Consider the following 18,053-nt stretch of genomic DNA (forward strand, 5'->3'; position numbering starts at 1 on the left):
ATGCATAATGAACAGGTGATTTGCATGAAAATGCGCAAGAACGGGGAGAAATAAGAGGAAAATGATTCGTTGCAAGGAGTTAATTTGGGAAAATTGGGAGTATTCTGTTGAAGTGCGCTGACAGGGAGAGGTTGGCGCAAGGGGAATAAAAGTACAGAAAGCAGGTTTGTCATGGCTAACCTTGCCGAGGGGCGTACTGACTTGGTCAACGACCCCAATGGTCTTTCTATGCCGCATTTGATCGCGGCCGTGATCACCGCCGTAATCGGCGGTGGCGTTTTCACGATGGCGGGCGATATGGCCGCCGCCGGGGCGAATACCGGCGCCGTTTTGATCGGCTGGCTGGTCTGCGGCATCGGCGTGTTCTGCCTCATGATGTGTTTCTACGCGCTCAATAAGTTCAAGCCGAAGCTGACGGGCGGCATCTACAGCTACGCGCGTGCCGGGTTCGGTGAATACATGGGATTCAATTCGGCCTACGGCTATTGGATCAGCGCTCTGCTTGCCACGGTTTCTTATACGACGCTGCTGTTTGCGAGTCTTTCGTTCTTCTTCCCGGTGTTCGGGGAGGGAAACAATCTTGTGTCCGTCATTGGCGCCTCGATCATCGTGTGGGTATGCTGGACGCTTGTGACGCGTGGCGTGAAAGAGGCTGCGAGCATCAACATCATAACGACCATCGCCAAGCTCGTTCCGCTTCTGGTGGCCGTCGTTGCCATCATCTTTTCCATGAATTTCGACCCTGCGATTTTCATGGATAACTTCTGGGGAGAGCCCGACGGACCGGTTCTGTGGGATCAGGTGGTTGCCACGGTGGGTGTGAGCATCTGGATTTTCCTTGGCATCGAGGGCGCCGTCGCCATTTCCGGGCGTGCGAAGTACAGCAAGGACGTAGGCCGTGCGACCGTCATCGCGTTCTTCGGCATTCTTGCCATCTACCTGCTTGTCTCCATCTTGTCCATGGGCGTTATGTCGCGTGCGGAGCTGGCTGCGCTGCCGAATCCCTCCATGGCCGGCGTGCTCGAGGCGGTCGTGGGACCGTGGGGCGCCGCTCTGGTGAACCTGGGCGTTGCGCTTTCTCTGCTCGGCGCCATGCTGGGCTATACGATCATTGCGTCGGAATGCCCGCATGAGGCCGCTGAACAGGGAGTTTTCCCGAAAATCTTCGCGAAAAAGAACAAAAACGGCGCTCCTATCGTTACCTGCACCATTACGTGTCTTATCGTGCAGGCGTTTCTCGTGGTCATTCTGTTCTCCGAGCAGACCTACCAGTTCTTCTACGGGGTTTCTGTTTCTATGATTCTCATCCCGTATTTCTTCAGCTCGCTCTACCTGTTTGTGTGCGCGCTGAAGAAGGATGGTTTCGAGGGGCAGAGCGCCAAGACCGTGTGGCTGTATCGCATCATCGGCGGCGTAGGCTTTTTCTACAGCTTGTTCCTGATTTACGCGGGCGGACTGACGGGTCTCATGATCACCACCATCTTGTTCGCTCCGGGCATTGTGCTGTATGCCTATGGGCAGAAGGAGCGCGGCCAGGCGGTTCTGCCGAAGCTCGCGGACAAGATTCTTGCTTCTGCCATCGTGATTTTCTTCATCGTGAGCATCGCGTTGATCGCCACTGGGCAAATCAGCGTTATCTAGCCACCGAGCGCGAGCGCTTAACGGGGCGTCGACTTGCAATGAGCGGTCGGCGCCCCATTTTGTTTGATGTCGTGTTTCCCTTTTCGTTTTGCGGCGGTTGTCAAGGGCGTGCGAAGATGTGCGGTGAGGAAAACCGTTGTGGTACCATTAAGCAGCTCTAGCATGTATGTACCCATTGAAACGCACCCTATGCATCCAAGGAGCCAACGTCTGCATGGCACATCCCGGCAATACCAATATCATTCCGTTTGACGACGTAAAGCATATGGCTTCGTCTCGGAATGTGCGTTCCGCGTCTGTTCGACGGAATGGGCGCGCCGATGCTGCAGTGGGCGAGGCAATGCCGTCGGCGCGAGAGGACGGTCGTTCTTCTGCGAGGTATGCGGCATCGGGCGGCTACGGCGTTTCTGCCCGCACGGGTGTGTCTTCTTCTTACGGGGCTTCGTCTTCGTCTTTTTCTTCTCGTGTTTCCACGGGGCGTTCGACTGATATCCATCTGGCCGGGTCGGCTCGTCCGAGCGTCCGCAACGCGCGCTCGAACAGCACGTTCTCGTACATACCCGGGTCTTCTTCCCGCACTCGTTTCGACGAGGCCGTGCGCGAGGAGCCCGCAGATGACATCTTTGCTCCGCGCGCCGCTCTTGAGGCGTATGAAGAGGAGAGCGGTGAACGCTCGAAGAGGTCTTCTTCCGATCGGGGAAAGGCTCGCGCGAAACAGCGAGCCGAGAAAATGTTCACGCGCCAGTTTGGCGCCGATGATCGCGATCGGCAGGAAACGTCTCGGGCTGCGGTATATAAGGCCGAGATGGGCAAAAGCCACAAGAGAGCGTTCGAGAACCTCGGCGGCTCGACGTCTTCGCGCAAACGCTCGTCGGCTTCCTCTGAAGGGAAGAAGGCATCGCGCATCGTCACCCCCCGTCTTGCAATCGTCCTAGGATCGCTTCTTTGCATTGTCATGGCCTTGGTTTTTCTGTATCCCACGACCAGGCAGTATTATCTCGAGCTTAGAGAGCAATCGCGCCTGCAGGCGGAATACGACGCTCTTTCGGCCCGCAATGCCGCCATGGAGAGCGAGATTGAGCATTTGAAGACCGACGAGGGAATCAAGGACGCCGCTCGGACCGAGCTCGGATGGGTCGAAGAGGGCGAGACGGCGGGTGTCGTGCAAGGCCTCGACCAGGAGGGTTCCTCGCAAAAAGACGAATCCATAAACGCCCAGGTGAAAAGCGGCAGCGTTCCTGCCCCGGAGACGTGGTACTCACCGATGCTCGATGCGTTTTTCGGCTATGTCGATCCGGCAAGCGCTAAGACCGACAATACCGATATGAGCAATGTGCACGATGTGGCCTCCGACGAGGGGGCTTCGGCATCCTCCGACGGGGAAGGCTCTTCCGGCGAGGCTTCATCCGAGGAAAAGAGCGATTCGTAAAGACTGGCGCCTTCGGCGAGAGGGCGATCGACAAACGCGTGAAAGGCGGGCCAATGCGTGTTGCGGCTATAGATATCGGCACGGTTACGAGCAGGCTTTTTATTGCCGACGTTAGCGAATCGGGCGTAACGCCGCTTTGTCGAAAGAGCGTTATCACTAACCTTGGCGAAGGCGTTGATGCATCGGGGCGTTTGTCCGACGATGCTATAGCGCGCACGGTCGATCAGGTCACGCGTTATAAGGAGACCATCGACGAATACGCGCCCATAGACTCGCTGGTAGCTCTTGCCACCAGCGCCAGCCGCGATGCGGAGAATTCCGATGTGTTCGTGGACCGTTTGCGCGACATAGGCGTCGAACTGTCGGTCATTCCCGGGTCGCGCGAGGCAGAGCTTTCTTTCCTCGGGGCTTCCAATGATTTTCGCGGAGAAGACATTCTGTTTGCAGACATAGGAGGAGGCTCCACCGAGCTCGCATTCGGGAGGGCTTACGGGCCGGCGGAGTCTGTTGTTCCCAAAATCGAGCTGCGCGCAAGTCGCTCTTTCGATATCGGCTGCCGTCGCATGACCGAGCGGTTTTTGAAAAGCGACCCGCCGTCTGAATGCGAGCTTGCGCAGGCTCGTGCATGGGCGCTCGAAACGCTGGCGCCGTTTTTCGAGGGAGAATCCATCCATTTCGACCGTCTCGTTGCTGTGGCGGGAACGCCCACGAGCGTGGTTGCCGTGCGCGATTCCCTCGTTCCGTACGATTCGTCCCGCGTGCATAAGACCGTAGTTGCCCGTGAGGAATTCGACGACGTTGCCCGGCGCCTTTGCGCGCTTCCTCTTGAAAAGCGCAAGAAGGTTGCCGGTATTCAGCCCAAGCGAGCGGGCGTGTTTCCTGCGGGAGTCGTTATCCTTGACGCAGTGATGAGCCTTGCCAAGGTCGATGGTTTCACGGCGAGCGAAAGCGATATTCTTATCGGCATCGTTCTTGACGCGCTGCGTTCGTAGAGCCACGGTTTCGCCGTAACGCCTCTTGCACGTCGTAGCGCGTTTCCTGCAAGGGGTGTTTGCCGAGAAATCTTGCGTTCTTCATTCATCGTCGCGGCGCATGGCGAACGGGTCGTATCGTGCGAGAAAGATGCGGCATGGTAACGGACAAGGGCAATTCGCCTTAACGATTGGGTACGTTTCGTGAGTGAGGCGAGCACGCGGATGCTTTTTGCTATTATTAGGAACTGCGCTTGACGCGCGATGGTCCATACGGGGGAGCGTGGCGGAATTGGCATACGCAGGAGACTTAAAATCTTCCGACTTCGGTCTTGTGGGTTCGAGTCCCACCGCTCCTACCAATCTCCTCGCGTAAACGTGTTCCGTAGCCAAGAGGGCGAGGGTCTTGCCGGAATGGCAGCGTTGTCTGTACGGCTGTTTTTTCGCGAAAGGGAAGGCGAAAGCTCTTTTTCGCGAAAAATGCAGCGCATTGTGGCCGACGGACACTGGATTGGCGCATGAGCACGCGCCGCATTGGCGACATGATTTACGACGAAAAGAGACGCAACGCATGACTGCAGCCGAACTGAGAAAAGCAAGCATGGAAGACCTTCTCGGCGCCCTCGAACATCCTCCCGCATCTTTCGAAGAATACCTCGATTTGTACGCGGGAAAAGTGGGTGTGCTTGTAAACACCTTCATCCCTTCCGGCACGCACGCCGATATGGATTCGTATTTGTATGCTCCTGTGTTGAAATACAGCGAAAACGGCGGGAAGCGTCATCGTCCGCTCATTTGCTTTGCTTCCTGCGTTGCCGTTGGCGGAGATGTCCGCATGGCTGTTTCTGCTGCTGCCGCGATCGAGCATTTCCACACGGCGGCCCTTATTCACGATGACATCGCCGATGAGGCAACCCTTCGTCGCGGCGAGCCTTGCCTGCACTTGACCGAGGGGCTCGGTTTAGCAATCAATGCGGGCGATCTTGCGTTGTCCCTCGTCAACGGCAGCGTCATCAAGGATCCCGCGTTGTCCGACGCCGTGAAGGTTCGCGTCGTCACTGAGCTGATCGATATGACTAGGCGGACCATAGAAGGCCAAGCCCTCGATCTTGGCTGGGCGCGCGATAATCGCTACGACATTACGCCTGAAGATTACCTTGTCATGGCGACCCATAAGACCGCCCATTATTCGGGTGCGGTGCCTCTGGCCATCGGTGCAATCATCGGCGGCGGATCCGAAGCTCAGATCGAAGCGCTGCGCAATTATGGATTGGATACCGGGCTTGCGTTCCAGATCCAGGACGATCTTCTCAATATAGAAGGTGATGCCGATGTGGTCGGCAAGGATTTCTGCAGCGACATCACTGAAGGAAAACGCACGCTCATGGTGGTGCATGCGCTTCAGAATTCTTCTCAGAAAGATCGTCTGATTGACATTCTTTCGAGCAAAACGACCGATCCTGCTATGCTTTCCGAGGCGGTCGATATTATGCGCGAAAGCGGGTCTATCGATTATGCCCGCTGCTATGCAGAAAATCTCACGAGCGTTTCGAAGGTTCGCTTGCTTGACATGCTTGACGAGAGCCCCGCTCGCGACCTCCTGATTTCCATGGCAGACTATTTCGTTCGTCGTCTCAAGTAGAAAGCGTGGACCGCGGAATGATTTCTCCAACCATTCATCGTCAGGATAAAGAGGGCAATCGGTTTGACCTGGGCGATCGCCTCTTGTATCTGCGCACGCCGAATTTCACGGGCAAAGATGTCGAAGAATTGCAGACGGCTCTTGGTGCTCTGGGCTTCGCGTGCGGCGGGGTGAGCGGTACGTTCGGAGCCTATACCGAAGGAGCCTTGCGGAAATTCCAGCTTAACATGGGTCTTGAGCCCGACGGTATCGCGGGCGTTAACACGTATGCGATCCTGAAGAACCTTCATAACGCATGGATGGACAAGCCCCAGGTGGAAGATCATGCCTATATGGGCTTTGCGCGTGCGGCCGACGTGCTCGAGCATCATGCCGTGTGTCTTTTCGGTACGGAAGATTTCACGCGCAAGGTTGCATCGAACATGTCCAATCTCGCCATGGCAACCAATCCGCGGTCGAAAATGGTCAGCGCCGAGACACTGCTCGTTCCTCCTGATGGGCATATGATTTTGACCCATATCGTTCGTTCGAACGACGAAACCGACAAAGCGGTTCCACGCGTTGTGTGCGATGACACGTCGGCGCTTTCCCGCAGTATCGCCGCCGCCGTGGATGTAGCTCGCGATAAGGCTTTGTCGGGAGTTCCTTTGCGTATCGCTATCGAAGTTCCCGGTCCTTCTTCCGCCGAGGCGGACCAGGCGGAAACCGACAGGCTGGCTCATCATGACGCGATTATGCTTCTTGACGCGTTCTGTATGGCGTTTTCCTAGCGTTTTCCAGGATCGTGGGAAGCGAAAGATAAAAGAAAAACCATGAAGGGGTGTCGCTGTAAGCGCCCCTTCTTTATGTGAACGCTCTGTGACGAGCGAATGAATAAACCAGCATTCTTACTTTGCATAGGGCGGGTTTTTTTGTATCGTACATAAGACTTAGGGCTTTATGACCGAATTATGGTAAGGGGCTTGTATGGCAGAACAGAACATGCATTTGACGAGACGTGCATTCGTGGGAGGTGCCGCCGCTTTCGGTGTCGTTTCCTTGGGTGTGCCGAGCGTCGCGTTCGCCGACCCCACGTCTGCGGACAAGCAGGCGGAGGCCGACGCTGTGCGCGTCAAGCTTGATGATATGCAGTCGAAGCTCTCCAAGGCTTCTGACGATTACTATACGGCTCTTGAAGAGCATGATGTGGCAACGCAGAAGATGGACGAGGCCCAGACGAAGATCGACGAGAACAACGTGCGCATCGCAGAGCTCCAGGAGCGCCTGGGCGGCCGCGCGCGCAGCATGTATCGCAACGGCCAGACTACGTTTTTGGATATCCTTGTCGGCTCTGCGTCCTTCGATGATTTCCTAAAAAACTGGGATTCCTTAGAAACGTTGAACGACAACGACGCCAAGCTCGTTTCCGAGACGAAGACCCTGCGCGAAGACAACGAGGCCCAGAAGGCCGAATACTCCGCTCAGGCCGACACGGCCAAGCAGAAGATGGACGAAGCTTCTGCTATTAAGACGGAGGCAGAGGCGCTGGTCGTTCAGTATCAGGCCGAAGTCGACTCCCTCGATGCTGAGGTTGCTGCTCTGGTCGAGCAGGAGCGTCAAGCGGCGGCAGAGGCTGCTGCGGCAGCCCAGGCTGCATCCTTCAAGGAGGAGGAGCGCACCCAGGAGTCTTCTGAAAATACTGATGACAATTCTGGCGGTTCTACCGGCGGCAGCACTGGTGGTGGCAACTCCGGCGGCGGCAGCACTGGTGGCGGTAACTCCGGCGGCGGCATCCCCGGGGGCGGCAGCACCGGTGGCGGACCTGGTGGCGGTGGCACTACTGGCGGCGGTAACTCCGGCGGCGGCAGCACCGGTGGCGGTTCTACCAGCGGCGGCACGGGCAGTGGCACGCCGAACACGGCTGCTCTGGGTGTTGCTCAGACCCAGCTTGGCGTCCCTTACGTATGGGGCGGCTCTACTCCCGGCGTCGGCCTGGATTGCTCCGGTCTTACCAGCTATTGCTACAGCGCCACGGGCTACAGCATCGGACGCACCACGGGCGCGCAGTATTCTTCTGCTCGCTACGTTCTTTCTCTTAGCGAGGCTCAGCCAGGCGACGTTCTCTATACGGGCGGTCATGTGGGCATCTGCGCATCTGCCGGCGGCGGTAGCTACATCCATGCGCCTCAGCCGGGCGAAGTTGTCTGCTACTCTTCCTGGCGGCAGTTCTACTGCGCGCTTCGCTGGTAAGGGGCGCGGGCGTTTGCCTAGAAAGCCACGATTCGGCAAAGGGTTTGCGTGTTTTAATCGTGTGCGATTGCATTGCTTTCGAAATCCCCGGTTCACAGAGCCGGGGATTTTTTGTATTCCTGGGCGGGATTGCCGGATGGGTTTCTTCTCGCCGGACGATTCCAAAGTTCCGCATAACGGCATGTGGCTTCTAGCGGTGTTGAAATTCTTTGATGCTCTGAAAAGGAAAAGGCTCGAAAAGAAACCAGCTTACGGTTTCAAACTTGGTATTGGCGTGTGTGAACGTAGCATGATTCAAATATGAACAATGTGGCGAATGGGGCTTGGTTTGTTATGCTCGCAGTGTTCGACGTCGTATGTAACGGCGTCTTTTGTTTGAAAGGACATGTATGAACTCCTTGCATGCACACCTTACACGACGGACTTTCCTCGGAGGCGCCGTAGCATTCGGTGCCGTCGGCCTGATTGCGCCCAAGGTTGCTTTTGCCGAGCCCGAGACATCCTCCGACGTTCAGGCGAAAGCGGATGCTGCTCGTCAGAAGCTCAACGAGATGCGCTTGCAACTCGGTGTTGCCTCCGATACGTACAACCAGGCTCTTGAAGACCACGATACGGCCTTGTCGAAGATGGACGAGGCGCAGACGAAGATCGACGAGAACAACGTGCGCATCGCAGAGCTCCAGGAGCGTTTGGGCGGCCGCGCGCGCAGCATGTATCGCAACGGCCAGACCACGTTTCTGGATATCGTTCTGGGCTCGGCTTCCTTCGATGATTTCCTGAAGAATTGGGATTCGCTCAATATGCTCAATGACGAGGATGCAAAGCTCGTCTCCGAGACGAAGACCCTGCGCGAAGACAACGAGGCCCAGAAGGCCGAGTATTCCGCTCAGGCCGACACGGCTAAGCAGAAGATGGACGAAGCTCAGGCTGCGAAAACCGAGGCAGAAAGCCTTGTGAGTCAGTATCAAGACGAAGTGGACTCCCTTGACGCCGAGGTGGCCGCGCTTTTGGAGGAAGAAAAGAAGGCCGCTGAAGAGGCTGCGGTGCAGGCCGCAGCGGCGACGGGAACGGATGCTTCTTCGGAAGCCGAATCCGACCAGGACTCCTCGTCCGATGGTGCGGGCAGCCAGGGCGAAGAATTGGGCGGTTCTACGGGCGGCGGCTCCACTGAGGGCAGCACTGGCGGAGGTTCCACGGGAGGCGGTTCGACCGGTGGTTCCGCAGGCGGTTCTACGGGCGGTTCCACGGGCGGTTCGACCGAAGGCTCCACGGGCGGCTCTGCAGGAGGCTCGACCGGAGGCTCCACGGGTGGCTCTAGCGGCGGTGGTTCTACGGGCGGCTCGACCGGCGGCACCGGTGGCGGAAACTCGTACGGCTCCGCCATTGTCGGCGCAGCCCAAAGCCAGCTTGGCGTGCCGTATGTCTGGGGCGGAACAACGCCGGGCGTCGGCCTGGATTGCTCAGGCCTTACCAGCTATTGCTGGCAGGCGGGCGCGGGAATCTGGATCGGCCGCAATACTACGGCGCAATACGCTTCGGCGCAGTGGGTCGGCTCGGTTGGGCAAGCCCAGCCTGGAGATGTTCTGTACACGAGCGGCCATGTCGCCATTGCGGCAAGCTCGGGCGGATACAGCTACATCCACGCACCTCAGCCGGGGGAAGTGGTCTGCTATAGCAGCCGTTCATGGTGGGATCCGTTCACCGCTGCGCTGCGTTGGTATTAATGCAGAGAGTTTTGATTTGAAAAACCCCTTTGCATTTTTGAGGAAATGCGTTAACATATAGCGCGCTGTTTGCGATATGTCGGGACGTGGCTCAGCTTGGTAGAGCGCTGCGTTCGGGACGCAGAGGCCGCAGGTTCAAATCCTGTCGTCCCGACCATTTCTTTGCAGACGCGTTCATGAGCCCACAATTTTCAGTCGGGCATTAGCTTGGAGGAATTCATGAAAATCTTTGGACTCGGTGTTCCTGAACTTCTTATCATCTTGGCCGTCGCTCTTCTGATTTTCGGCCCCAAGAACCTTCCAAAGCTCGGTAGCGCCCTTGGCCGTACGGTAAAGAATCTGCGTGACGGCATGGGTGGCGGCGCAAAGAAGGAAATCGAAGACCTCGACGACGAAGAGGAAGAGGTCGAAGAGAAACCTGTTCGTAAAAAGAAGGCTGCATCCGCCAAGAAAGCCGCCGCGCAGGCAACTGATTCCGAAGAGGAATAAGTTCTCGGTTTAGATTCAGCAACGGTATGTCGGCGGTTGTCGGCATACCGTTTTTTGGTTTATAGGAGCACGCCGCAAGCGTGCCTGTTTTTTAGGTTAGGTGTTGTTGCAATGGCAAACGAGTACATCCTTACTCCCGAAGGCAAAGAAAAGCTCGAGAAGGAACTTCATTACCTGGAGAATGAAAAGCGCGCCGAGGTAGGCGAGCGCATCAAGGTCGCTCGTGAATTCGGCGATATCTCGGAGAACTCCGAGTATGACGACGCGAAGAACGAGCAGGGCATGGTGGAGGCCCGCATCGCCGAGATCAACCAGATTCTCTCCGAGGCCACCGTTGTTGCTGCTCCTAAGAAGTCCAACAAGGTGACCGTGGGCAGCATTGTCACGGTTGACATGGGCGGTCGCGAGCGCGTTTTCACCATTGTCGGCGCTGCGGAGGCAGACGTTGCCGAAGGGAAAATCTCCAACGAGAGCCCTGTAGGCTCTGCTCTGCTCGGCCACAAGAAGGATGATGTCGTTTCTACGGTCGGACCTACCGGTCGCGAGGTCACGATGTCCATTCTGAAGATCGAGCACTAATTTACGAAAGACTTGCATACACACCGCCCGACGGGCGATTGAGAACGAATGAAGGATGCTTGATGAGCGAAGCCACTATCGAAAACGAGCAGGCCGAAGGCCTCGACACGCTGAATGACGAGCGCGCCCGCCGCCTTGTCACGCGCATGTCCTATATCGAGGACGGCGTCAATCCGTATCCGGAGCATTCCGAAGTTTCCGATTATGTCGTCGATATCGATGCAAAATATGCAGACCTTGGAGACGGAGAGAACACCGAAGACATCGTGAAAATCGGCGGCCGCATCGTCGCCAAGCGCGGCCAGGGCAAAATCGTCTTCGTCGTTTTGCGCGACACCACGGGCGATATCCAGCTGTTCTGCCGTATCAACGACATGGCCGAATCCGATTGGACGTTGCTTGGCCAGCTCGACCTGGGCGATATCATCAACGTCGAAGGCGCCGTCGTTCGCACGAAGCGCGGCCAGCTTTCCGTGGCCCCGCGCCAGATCAAACTTCTCTCCAAGGCGGTTCGCCCCCTTCCCGAGAAGTTCCACGGTCTCTCTGACAAAGAGACACGTTATCGTCAGCGCTATGTCGATCTGATTGTTAACGAGGACGTGCGCGACACGTTCCGCAAGCGTTCTGCCATCCTTTCCGCCTTCCGCCGCTATATGGAAGAAGACGGCTACATGGAGGTCGAGACCCCCATTCTTCAGACCATTCAGGGCGGTGCCACGGCGAAACCGTTCATCACGCATTTCAACGCGCTCGACCAGGAATGCTACCTGCGCATTGCGACCGAGCTGCACCTGAAGCGCCTGCTGGTGGGCGGTTTTGAGCGCGTGTTCGAGATCGGCCGCATTTTCCGCAACGAGGGTATGGACCTTACGCATAATCCCGAGTTCACCACCATGGAGGCTTATCGCGCCTATTCCGACCTTGAAGGCATGAAGGAGCTCGCCGAGGGCGTCATCAAGGCTGCGGCTCGCGCCATCGGTCTCGATGGGGCCATTCTTTACCAGGACCAGGAAATCGATTTGTTCGGCGCATGGCCGAGCCGTCCTATGACCGAAATCGTCTCCGACGTCTTGGGCGAAACCGTCACCATGGATACGCCTGTCGAAGATCTTGCCGCCCATGCGAAAAAGCACGGCATCGAGGTTAAAAGCGATTGGGGTCCGGGTAAGATCATCGCCGAAATCTATGACGAAATCGGTGAAGACTCCATCGTGAATCCCACGTTCGTCTGCGACTATCCGGTTGAGGTAAGCCCCCTTGCCAAGCGCAACGAGGAAGACCCGCGCCTGACCCATCGTTTCGAGCTTGTCATCGCCGGCCATGAATACGCCAATGCGTTCTCCGAGCTCAACGACCCGGTTGATCAGGCCGAGCGCTTCGCCCGCCAGATGGAGGAAAAGGCCGAAGGCGACGACGAGGCCATGGAATATGACGAAGATTACGTGCGCGCTCTTGAGTACGGCATGCCTCCTGCGGGCGGCATCGGCATCGGCATCGACCGCGTGGTCATGCTGCTGACGAATTCCGCCAGCATCCGTGACGTGCTGCTGTTCCCGCATATGCGTCCTGAAGGCAAGAAGAAGCTCGGTGCTTCTGCATCTGCTGCAGGCGAGCAGCCCGTCCAGGACGACGCCTCTTCGAGCGTATATGCGCCCAACAAGGTTCCGACTGTCGATTACTCCAAGATTGCCGTCGAGCCCCTGTTCGAGGAGTTTGTCGATTTCGACACGTTCTGCAAGTCCGATTTCCGTGCCGTGAAGGTGAAAGAGTGCGTCGCGGTGCCCAAGAGCAAGAAGCTTCTGCAGTTCACCTTGGATGACGGCACGGGCGAAGACCGCACGATTCTTTCCGGAATCCATGCGTATTACGAGCCGGAGGATCTGGTGGGCCGTACGCTTATCGCCATCACCAATCTGCCTCCGCGCAAGATGATGGGCATCGAATCCTGCGGCATGATTATCAGCGCCGTGCACGAAGAAACCGTTGGCGAGGAGTCCGAAGAGCGTCTGAACGTGCTTATGGTCGATGATTCCATTCCCGCCGGCGCGAAGCTGTACTAGGCTTGTCCGAGCCGCGAATGCGCATGGCATGCTGCATGCTGCGACGGGAATCGTGACGAGTGGGCGCTTGTTCCAACGCGCATAGAGTGTTTTTCAAAAGGCCTGGCGTTTCGTTCGCCGGGCCTTTTGAGTGCAACGCCATTTCGAAATACGACATACACTCCTCGTTCTAAAAGAAAAGGAAAGCATGTGAATGCGGTGTAACGAAATGGCATCGACGCGCTTGCGTATTGGCACTCGTTCAGCATGAGTGCTAGGATTACGTAGAATTACGTTAGAGTTTCACCGAGCTGTACAGCGAGGGCGTTCGGGGTCGTTCGTTGCGGACGATTGCTCGGGCGCAGCACGTTTGAGAAACGGGGCCGTTTATGGCATTCGAAAAATTTACCGATAAAGCGCGCCATGTGCTCGTGCTTGCCCAAGAGGAGGCTCGTTCTTTGAACCAGCCCCATGTGGGCAGCGAGCATCTGCTGCTTGGCTTGGCCAAAGAACCCGAAGGCATGGCGTCGCAAGCGCTTGAGCATGTCGGCGTGACCTACGAAGGAGCTCTCAAGGTCATTCGCGAGATGAACGAGTCGACCAGGGCATCCAGCCCGGTCGATCATCTTTCGTTCAGCCCGCGCGTCAAAAGAATCCTGGAGCATTCTCTGCGCGAGGCCATGCAGATGGGGCAGAGCTATATTTCAACCGAGCATTTGCTGCTGGGCATCATTCGCGAAGGCGAAGGCGGTGCGATAGACGCGCTTGCCAAGCTCGATGTTTCGGTTGACAAGGTTCGTTCCGCGCTGAATGACCTTGTGGGGCAGCCTACGCCGGTTGCTGCAGGCCTGCCGTTCTTCGGTGGCGGTGAGCCTCAGGCGGAATCCAGCATGCTGGAGGAATTCGGCACCGACCTGACCGAAAAGGCGCGCAAGGGCAAGCTCGATCCGGTCATCGGGCGTGCGGCTGAAATCGAGCGCGTGATGCAGGTGCTTTCGCGCCGTCAAAAGAACAATCCTTTGCTCATTGGCGAGCCGGGCGTTGGCAAGACGGCGGTTGTTGAGGGTCTGGCGCAGTTGATCGTAGCCGATCAGGTCCCGGATATCATTCGCGGTAAGCGCGTAGTGACGCTTGATGTTTCGGCGCTGGTCGCCGGCAGCAAATATCGCGGCGAATTCGAGGAGCGTCTGAAGAAGGTTATCAAAGAAGTCGTCAAAGACGGCAACACCATTCTTTTCATTGACGAGATGCATACTATTATCGGCGCAGGTTCGGCCGAAGGCTCCATCGATGCTGCCGCTATTCTGAAGCCGCCTCTGTCGCGCGGCGAGATTCAGGTCATTGGCGCTACCACCATCGAGGAATATCGCAAGCACCTTGAGAAAGATTCGGCGCTCGAACGACGCTTCCAGACCATCGTAGTGGGCGAGCCGAACGAAGAGCAGGCCATTCGCATCCTCGACGGTTTGCGAGATCGCTACGAGGCGCATCATCATGTGCGCTTCTCTGATGAAGCCCTTCATGCTGCGGTGAAGCTTTCCAATCGCTACATCCAAGATCGCTTCCTGCCGGACAAGGCCATCGACGTTCTTGACGAAGCGGGCGCGCGCATGCGCATTCGCAACCGCGTGCTTCCCGATGAGGTTCGCGCCATCGACGACGAGCTTCGCGCGCTGCGCACGGAGAAGGAAGAAGCCATTTCCGCGCAAGATTACGAACGCGCCGCATCGCTGCGCGACAAGGAAAAGGACATTCTTACCCGTCGCGAGGAGGCCGAAAAGAAACTTTCCGAAGAGGCGGATCGCGCGACCTCCGAGGTCACTGAGGCGGAGATCGCCGACGTGGTGAGCATGTCCACGGGTGTTCCTGTCAGCAATCTCACTGAGGCCGAGACTGAGAAGCTTCTGCGCATGGAAGGCGTTTTACACGAACGCATCATCGGCCAGGAAGAGGCGGTCACGGCGCTTTCGAAGGCCATCCGCCGCAGCAGAAGCGGTCTGAAGGACCCCAAGCGTCCTGCTGGCTCCTTCATCTTCCTGGGCCCGTCTGGCGTGGGCAAGACGGAGCTTTCCAAGGCACTTGCCGAGTTTCTCTTCAATAGCGAGGAGGCGCTCATTTCGTTCGACATGTCCGAGTACATGGAGAAGCACAGCGTCAGCCGTCTGGTCGGTTCTCCTCCGGGCTATGTTGGCTTCGACGAGGGCGGCCAGCTTACCAAGGCCGTGCGTCAGCGTCCGTATTCGGTGGTGCTCTTTGACGAAATCGAGAAAGCGCATCCCGATGTCTTCAATATCTTGCTGCAGATTCTTGAAGAGGGTCGCTTGACCGACTCTCAGGGTCGTTCGGTGGACTTCCGCAACACGGTCATCATCATGACGTCGAACGTGGGTGCTCGCGAAATCGCGCAGGGCGCCCCACTTGGTTTCGCGCCTGATTCTCAGGCCGGCCTTTCCGATAAGGAAATCAAGAGCCGCGTCATGAGCGAGATGAAGAAGCTTTTCCGTCCCGAGTTCCTGAACCGCCTTGATGAAATCATCGTGTTCAAGAGCCTGACGGCTGAAGAAATCGGTCAGATCGTCGACCTTATGGTTGCCGACCTGCGCGATCGCTTGATTGCTCAGGATATGACGATCAACCTCACGCCTGCTGCGCGCAAGCATATTGCCGAAGAGGGCACCGATACCTCCATGGGTGCTCGTCCGCTTCGTCGCGCCATTCAGCGTCTGCTCGAGGATGAGATTGCCGAGCAGATTCTTGAGGGAAGGTGGCATGCGGGGTCTGTCATCGACGTGGACTTCGTCGACGGCAAGCTGGTGTTCTCGGAAGGCGAGGGAGAGATTCCCGCGCCGCGCAAACGCGACAGCATTGCGCGAGAGGCCGAAAGCCTGCTTCCGCAGTTCGACCTTGGTTATGCCGGCTATTCGGGGTCGGGCGCTTCAAGCGGCGGTGCGGCTGATTAGCGAATCGTGCCGTTCTTACAACTGAAACCTACATGATGGAAAGGGGCGTAAGGCCCCTTTCCTTGTTGCTCTAATCCAGCTCGTCTGCAAAGCTTGCAAAAGTTTGCAAAAGATGCAAAAGTTTGCAAAAGATGCAAAAGCCATTGTGGGCATGCATGAAAGGGGCGAGGTTCATGGGCATGGCGAATCCGTTTACTCCGACGTTCGGCATCATTCCGCCTTTTATGGCCGGACGCGAAGCGCTTATCGAAGAGCTTTCGAGCGCTTTTTCCAACGGCTTGGGCGATCCGAATCTATGCACTATCGTTTCCGGCGCTCGAGGCGCCGGGAAAACAGCGCTGCTTTCGTTCATGGCCTCCGAAGCCGAATCGCAGGGGTGGATAACCGCTCGTACCACTGCTGCGGAAGGTATGCTCGAAGACATTCTTGACCAGGCGCTGGTGTCGGCGCGCACCTTCCTCGATGCGTTGGACGGTCGCAAGCTTTCGGGCGTTTCTATCGGGCAGTTCGTCAGCTTCGAATGGGATAACGAAGCGCCGCGCGTGGGCAATTGGCGTACGCAGATGAATGCGCTGCTCGACCAATTGGCCGAACAAGACATCGGCCTGCTTATCACGGTGGACGAAGTGAAGGTGACCGTCCCCGAGATGAAGAGGCTTGCCCAGGTGTATCAGCATTTCGTCACCGAGGGCCGCAAGGTGGCGTTGCTTATGGCCGGCCTGCCTCAGGCGGTGTCGGCCCTGTTCGGCGACGACGACGTGTCGTTTCTGCGCCGCGCGCGAAAGCATGTGCTGGGGCGCATCCCCGACGGCGAGATTCGCGATGCCTTACTGCTTACCGTCAACGAAGGCGGGAGAAGCATTTCCGCCGAAGCGCTGGATGAGGCGGTTGGGGTTATCGACGGTTTTCCTTATATGATGCAGCTCGTGGGCTATCGCATGTGGGCGGAAAACCCGCGCAGCGAACAGATCGCGCTCGCGGACGCGCGCCATGGCATCGAGCTTGCGAAACGCGAGATGATTGAAGGCATCCTGGAATACACGTATCGCGAACTGTCCGACGGAGACAAGCGTTTTCTTGCAGCCATGCTGCCCGATTCGCAGGACAGCTCTCTTGCCGCGATATCCCGGCGCATGGGCGTGAAAAGCAACTATGCGTCGCAGTACAAGCGCCGCCTGCTAGCCCAGGGCGTCATCGGCGAATACAGCAAAGGATACGTGCGCTTCGACATGCCGGTGTTTCGAGATTATCTCGAGCAGAGGCTGAAAGAAGAGCAGGAGTAGCGAAAAAACGTTCGTGGGCAGAAATCGAACGTTCGGATGAACTTGCAAATTGACGAAGAAGACATCCGTGCAGTTCGTTTGCTGCTTCTTGCGTTTGTCGCTTCGCGATACTGCTCGATGGGATAAGATAATTACTTTATAAACGGTGTTCGGTCTACGGGTTTCGGGTTTGCTACGGCTCGATGCGTGCGACGGAGGAAAGCAATGAACAATTTCAGCGACGGAAAAATCTATCCTGAAGATCCTGTCTTTCTGCCTTCTGTGTTGGTGGATGTGGCGTCCGCTATGACACTTGGGGGAGATGCTTCCGAAACCGCATCTTCCCAATTCCGCGGTGTTGTAGGAAAGAAGCCCAAGACGGCCGCTATTATTCTTGCAGGCGGCTCGGGAGAGCGCTTCGGTCACGAAGGCGGCAAGCAGCTGGTGGAAATTGCAGGTCGTCCTATTCTTTCGTGGTCCGTCGCGGCATTTGACGCCGTGGAGGATATCGGCATGATCGTGGTGGTGTGTCCGCCCGATCGCACGGACGAATACCGCGAGCGCGCCATCGATCCGTTTGAGTTCGTGACGCCGCTTATTATGGCTCCCTCGGGAAGCTCTCGTCAGGAGAGCGCGTTTTCCGGCCTTGAATTCGTTCCCGAAGAGTACGAATACGTCATTTTGCATGACGGCGCACGTCCGCTTGTTTCCCCCGATCTGATCGCTCATACAATCAACACGCTCAAGGGCATGGTGGATGCGGACGGAGCCATTGTGGCGACGCCTGCCGTGGACACGCTGAAGGTTGTCGAGAACAACTGCATCGTGGGGACGCCCGACCGTCGCGTGTTCTGGAACGCCCAAACGCCGCAGGTTTTCCGCAGCGGCGTGTATCGCCGTGCTCATGCATCCGCTCTGCGCGATGGATTCGTGGGCACCGACGACGCCTCCTTGATTGAACGTCTGGGCGGCAAAGTGCTCGTGGTCGAGGGCAAGCGCGACAATATCAAGCTTACCGTGCCCGAGGATTATCTTATGCTCGCGGCGGCGGTCGATTCCTCTGGCCTCATGAAAGGATAGGGTGGCAT

General features: G+C 57.2%; 13 protein-coding genes and 2 tRNA genes. All 15 read left to right on the forward strand.

Annotation, left to right across the window (positions count from 1 at the left end):
* Positions 1-171 precede the first annotated feature (171 nt).
* The 15 genes from HMPREF9451_RS00600 to ispD all read left to right on the forward strand — a co-directional run bounded on the left by HMPREF9451_RS00600 (position 172) and on the right by ispD (position 18,045).
* Positions 172-1,641, forward strand: coding sequence for a basic amino acid/polyamine antiporter (locus HMPREF9451_RS00600; RefSeq protein WP_009138358.1), 1,470 nt, complete (start codon positions 172-174; stop codon positions 1,639-1,641).
* A gap of 214 nt (positions 1,642-1,855) precedes the next feature.
* Complete coding sequence (locus HMPREF9451_RS00605) at positions 1,856-3,070, forward strand: FtsB family cell division protein (RefSeq protein WP_009138359.1); 1,215 nt, start codon at positions 1,856-1,858, stop codon at positions 3,068-3,070.
* Positions 3,071-3,123: 53 nt separating this feature from the next.
* On the forward strand, positions 3,124-4,062 hold the full coding sequence (locus tag HMPREF9451_RS00610; RefSeq protein ID WP_009138360.1) for a Ppx/GppA phosphatase family protein: 939 nt from the start codon (positions 3,124-3,126) through the stop codon (positions 4,060-4,062).
* Positions 4,063-4,318: 256 nt separating this feature from the next.
* Positions 4,319-4,403 (forward strand) — tRNA-Leu (locus HMPREF9451_RS00615).
* Positions 4,404-4,612: 209 nt separating this feature from the next.
* Positions 4,613-5,683, forward strand: a complete 1,071-nt coding sequence (locus tag HMPREF9451_RS00620) for a polyprenyl synthetase family protein (protein ID WP_009138361.1) — start codon at positions 4,613-4,615, stop codon at positions 5,681-5,683.
* Positions 5,684-5,700: 17 nt separating this feature from the next.
* Complete coding sequence (locus HMPREF9451_RS00625) at positions 5,701-6,453, forward strand: peptidoglycan-binding domain-containing protein (RefSeq protein ID WP_009138362.1); 753 nt, start codon at positions 5,701-5,703, stop codon at positions 6,451-6,453.
* Between the two features lie 196 nt (positions 6,454-6,649).
* Positions 6,650-7,912: a coiled-coil domain-containing protein gene (locus tag HMPREF9451_RS00630; RefSeq protein WP_009138363.1), complete on the forward strand. Its 1,263-nt coding sequence runs from the start codon at positions 6,650-6,652 to the stop codon at positions 7,910-7,912.
* Between the two features lie 389 nt (positions 7,913-8,301).
* Complete coding sequence (locus HMPREF9451_RS00635) at positions 8,302-9,636, forward strand: coiled-coil domain-containing protein (protein WP_009138364.1); 1,335 nt, start codon at positions 8,302-8,304, stop codon at positions 9,634-9,636.
* Positions 9,637-9,716: 80 nt separating this feature from the next.
* Positions 9,717-9,793, forward strand: a tRNA-Pro gene (locus HMPREF9451_RS00640).
* Positions 9,794-9,855: 62 nt separating this feature from the next.
* On the forward strand, positions 9,856-10,125 hold the full coding sequence (gene tatA, locus HMPREF9451_RS00645) for a twin-arginine translocase TatA/TatE family subunit (protein WP_009138365.1): 270 nt from the start codon (positions 9,856-9,858) through the stop codon (positions 10,123-10,125).
* A 111-nt stretch (positions 10,126-10,236) separates the two neighbouring features.
* Positions 10,237-10,704 carry a transcription elongation factor GreA gene (greA, locus tag HMPREF9451_RS00650; RefSeq protein WP_009138366.1) on the forward strand — a complete coding sequence of 156 codons (468 nt, stop codon included), beginning with the start codon at positions 10,237-10,239 and terminating at the stop codon, positions 10,702-10,704.
* Between the two features lie 62 nt (positions 10,705-10,766).
* Positions 10,767-12,764 carry a lysine--tRNA ligase gene (gene lysS / locus HMPREF9451_RS00655; protein WP_009138367.1) on the forward strand — a complete coding sequence of 666 codons (1,998 nt, stop codon included), beginning with the start codon at positions 10,767-10,769 and terminating at the stop codon, positions 12,762-12,764.
* Positions 12,765-13,132: 368 nt separating this feature from the next.
* On the forward strand, positions 13,133-15,703 hold the full coding sequence (locus HMPREF9451_RS00660) for an ATP-dependent Clp protease ATP-binding subunit (protein WP_009138368.1): 2,571 nt from the start codon (positions 13,133-13,135) through the stop codon (positions 15,701-15,703).
* Between the two features lie 173 nt (positions 15,704-15,876).
* On the forward strand, positions 15,877-16,986 hold the full coding sequence (locus HMPREF9451_RS00665; protein ID WP_148508440.1) for an ATP-binding protein: 1,110 nt from the start codon (positions 15,877-15,879) through the stop codon (positions 16,984-16,986).
* 204 nt (positions 16,987-17,190) lie between these two features.
* Positions 17,191-18,045, forward strand: a complete 855-nt coding sequence (ispD, locus tag HMPREF9451_RS00670) for a 2-C-methyl-D-erythritol 4-phosphate cytidylyltransferase (RefSeq protein ID WP_009138370.1) — start codon at positions 17,191-17,193, stop codon at positions 18,043-18,045.
* The last annotated feature ends 8 nt before the right edge of the window (positions 18,046-18,053 follow it).

The sequence above is a fragment of the Slackia piriformis YIT 12062 genome (genome assembly GCF_000296445.1).
GTDB classification, from domain to species: domain Bacteria; phylum Actinomycetota; class Coriobacteriia; order Coriobacteriales; family Eggerthellaceae; genus Slackia; species Slackia piriformis.

Excerpts from the sequence above, each read along its gene's own strand:
- HMPREF9451_RS00600 (WP_009138358.1), top strand. The coding sequence starts at position 172 with ATGGCTAACCTTGCCGAGGGGCGTACTGACTTGGTCAACGACCCCAAT.
- HMPREF9451_RS00605 (WP_009138359.1), top strand. The coding sequence starts at position 1,856 with ATGGCACATCCCGGCAATACCAATATCATTCCGTTTGACGACGTAAAG.
- HMPREF9451_RS00610 (WP_009138360.1), top strand. The coding sequence starts at position 3,124 with ATGCGTGTTGCGGCTATAGATATCGGCACGGTTACGAGCAGGCTTTTT.
- HMPREF9451_RS00620 (WP_009138361.1), top strand. The coding sequence starts at position 4,613 with ATGACTGCAGCCGAACTGAGAAAAGCAAGCATGGAAGACCTTCTCGGC.
- HMPREF9451_RS00625 (WP_009138362.1), top strand. The coding sequence starts at position 5,701 with ATGATTTCTCCAACCATTCATCGTCAGGATAAAGAGGGCAATCGGTTT.
- HMPREF9451_RS00630 (WP_009138363.1), top strand. The coding sequence starts at position 6,650 with ATGGCAGAACAGAACATGCATTTGACGAGACGTGCATTCGTGGGAGGT.
- HMPREF9451_RS00635 (WP_009138364.1), top strand. The coding sequence starts at position 8,302 with ATGAACTCCTTGCATGCACACCTTACACGACGGACTTTCCTCGGAGGC.
- tatA (WP_009138365.1), top strand. The coding sequence starts at position 9,856 with ATGAAAATCTTTGGACTCGGTGTTCCTGAACTTCTTATCATCTTGGCC.
- greA (WP_009138366.1), top strand. The coding sequence starts at position 10,237 with ATGGCAAACGAGTACATCCTTACTCCCGAAGGCAAAGAAAAGCTCGAG.
- lysS (WP_009138367.1), top strand. The coding sequence starts at position 10,767 with ATGAGCGAAGCCACTATCGAAAACGAGCAGGCCGAAGGCCTCGACACG.
- HMPREF9451_RS00660 (WP_009138368.1), top strand. The coding sequence starts at position 13,133 with ATGGCATTCGAAAAATTTACCGATAAAGCGCGCCATGTGCTCGTGCTT.
- HMPREF9451_RS00665 (WP_148508440.1), top strand. The coding sequence starts at position 15,877 with ATGGGCATGGCGAATCCGTTTACTCCGACGTTCGGCATCATTCCGCCT.
- ispD (WP_009138370.1), top strand. The coding sequence starts at position 17,191 with ATGAACAATTTCAGCGACGGAAAAATCTATCCTGAAGATCCTGTCTTT.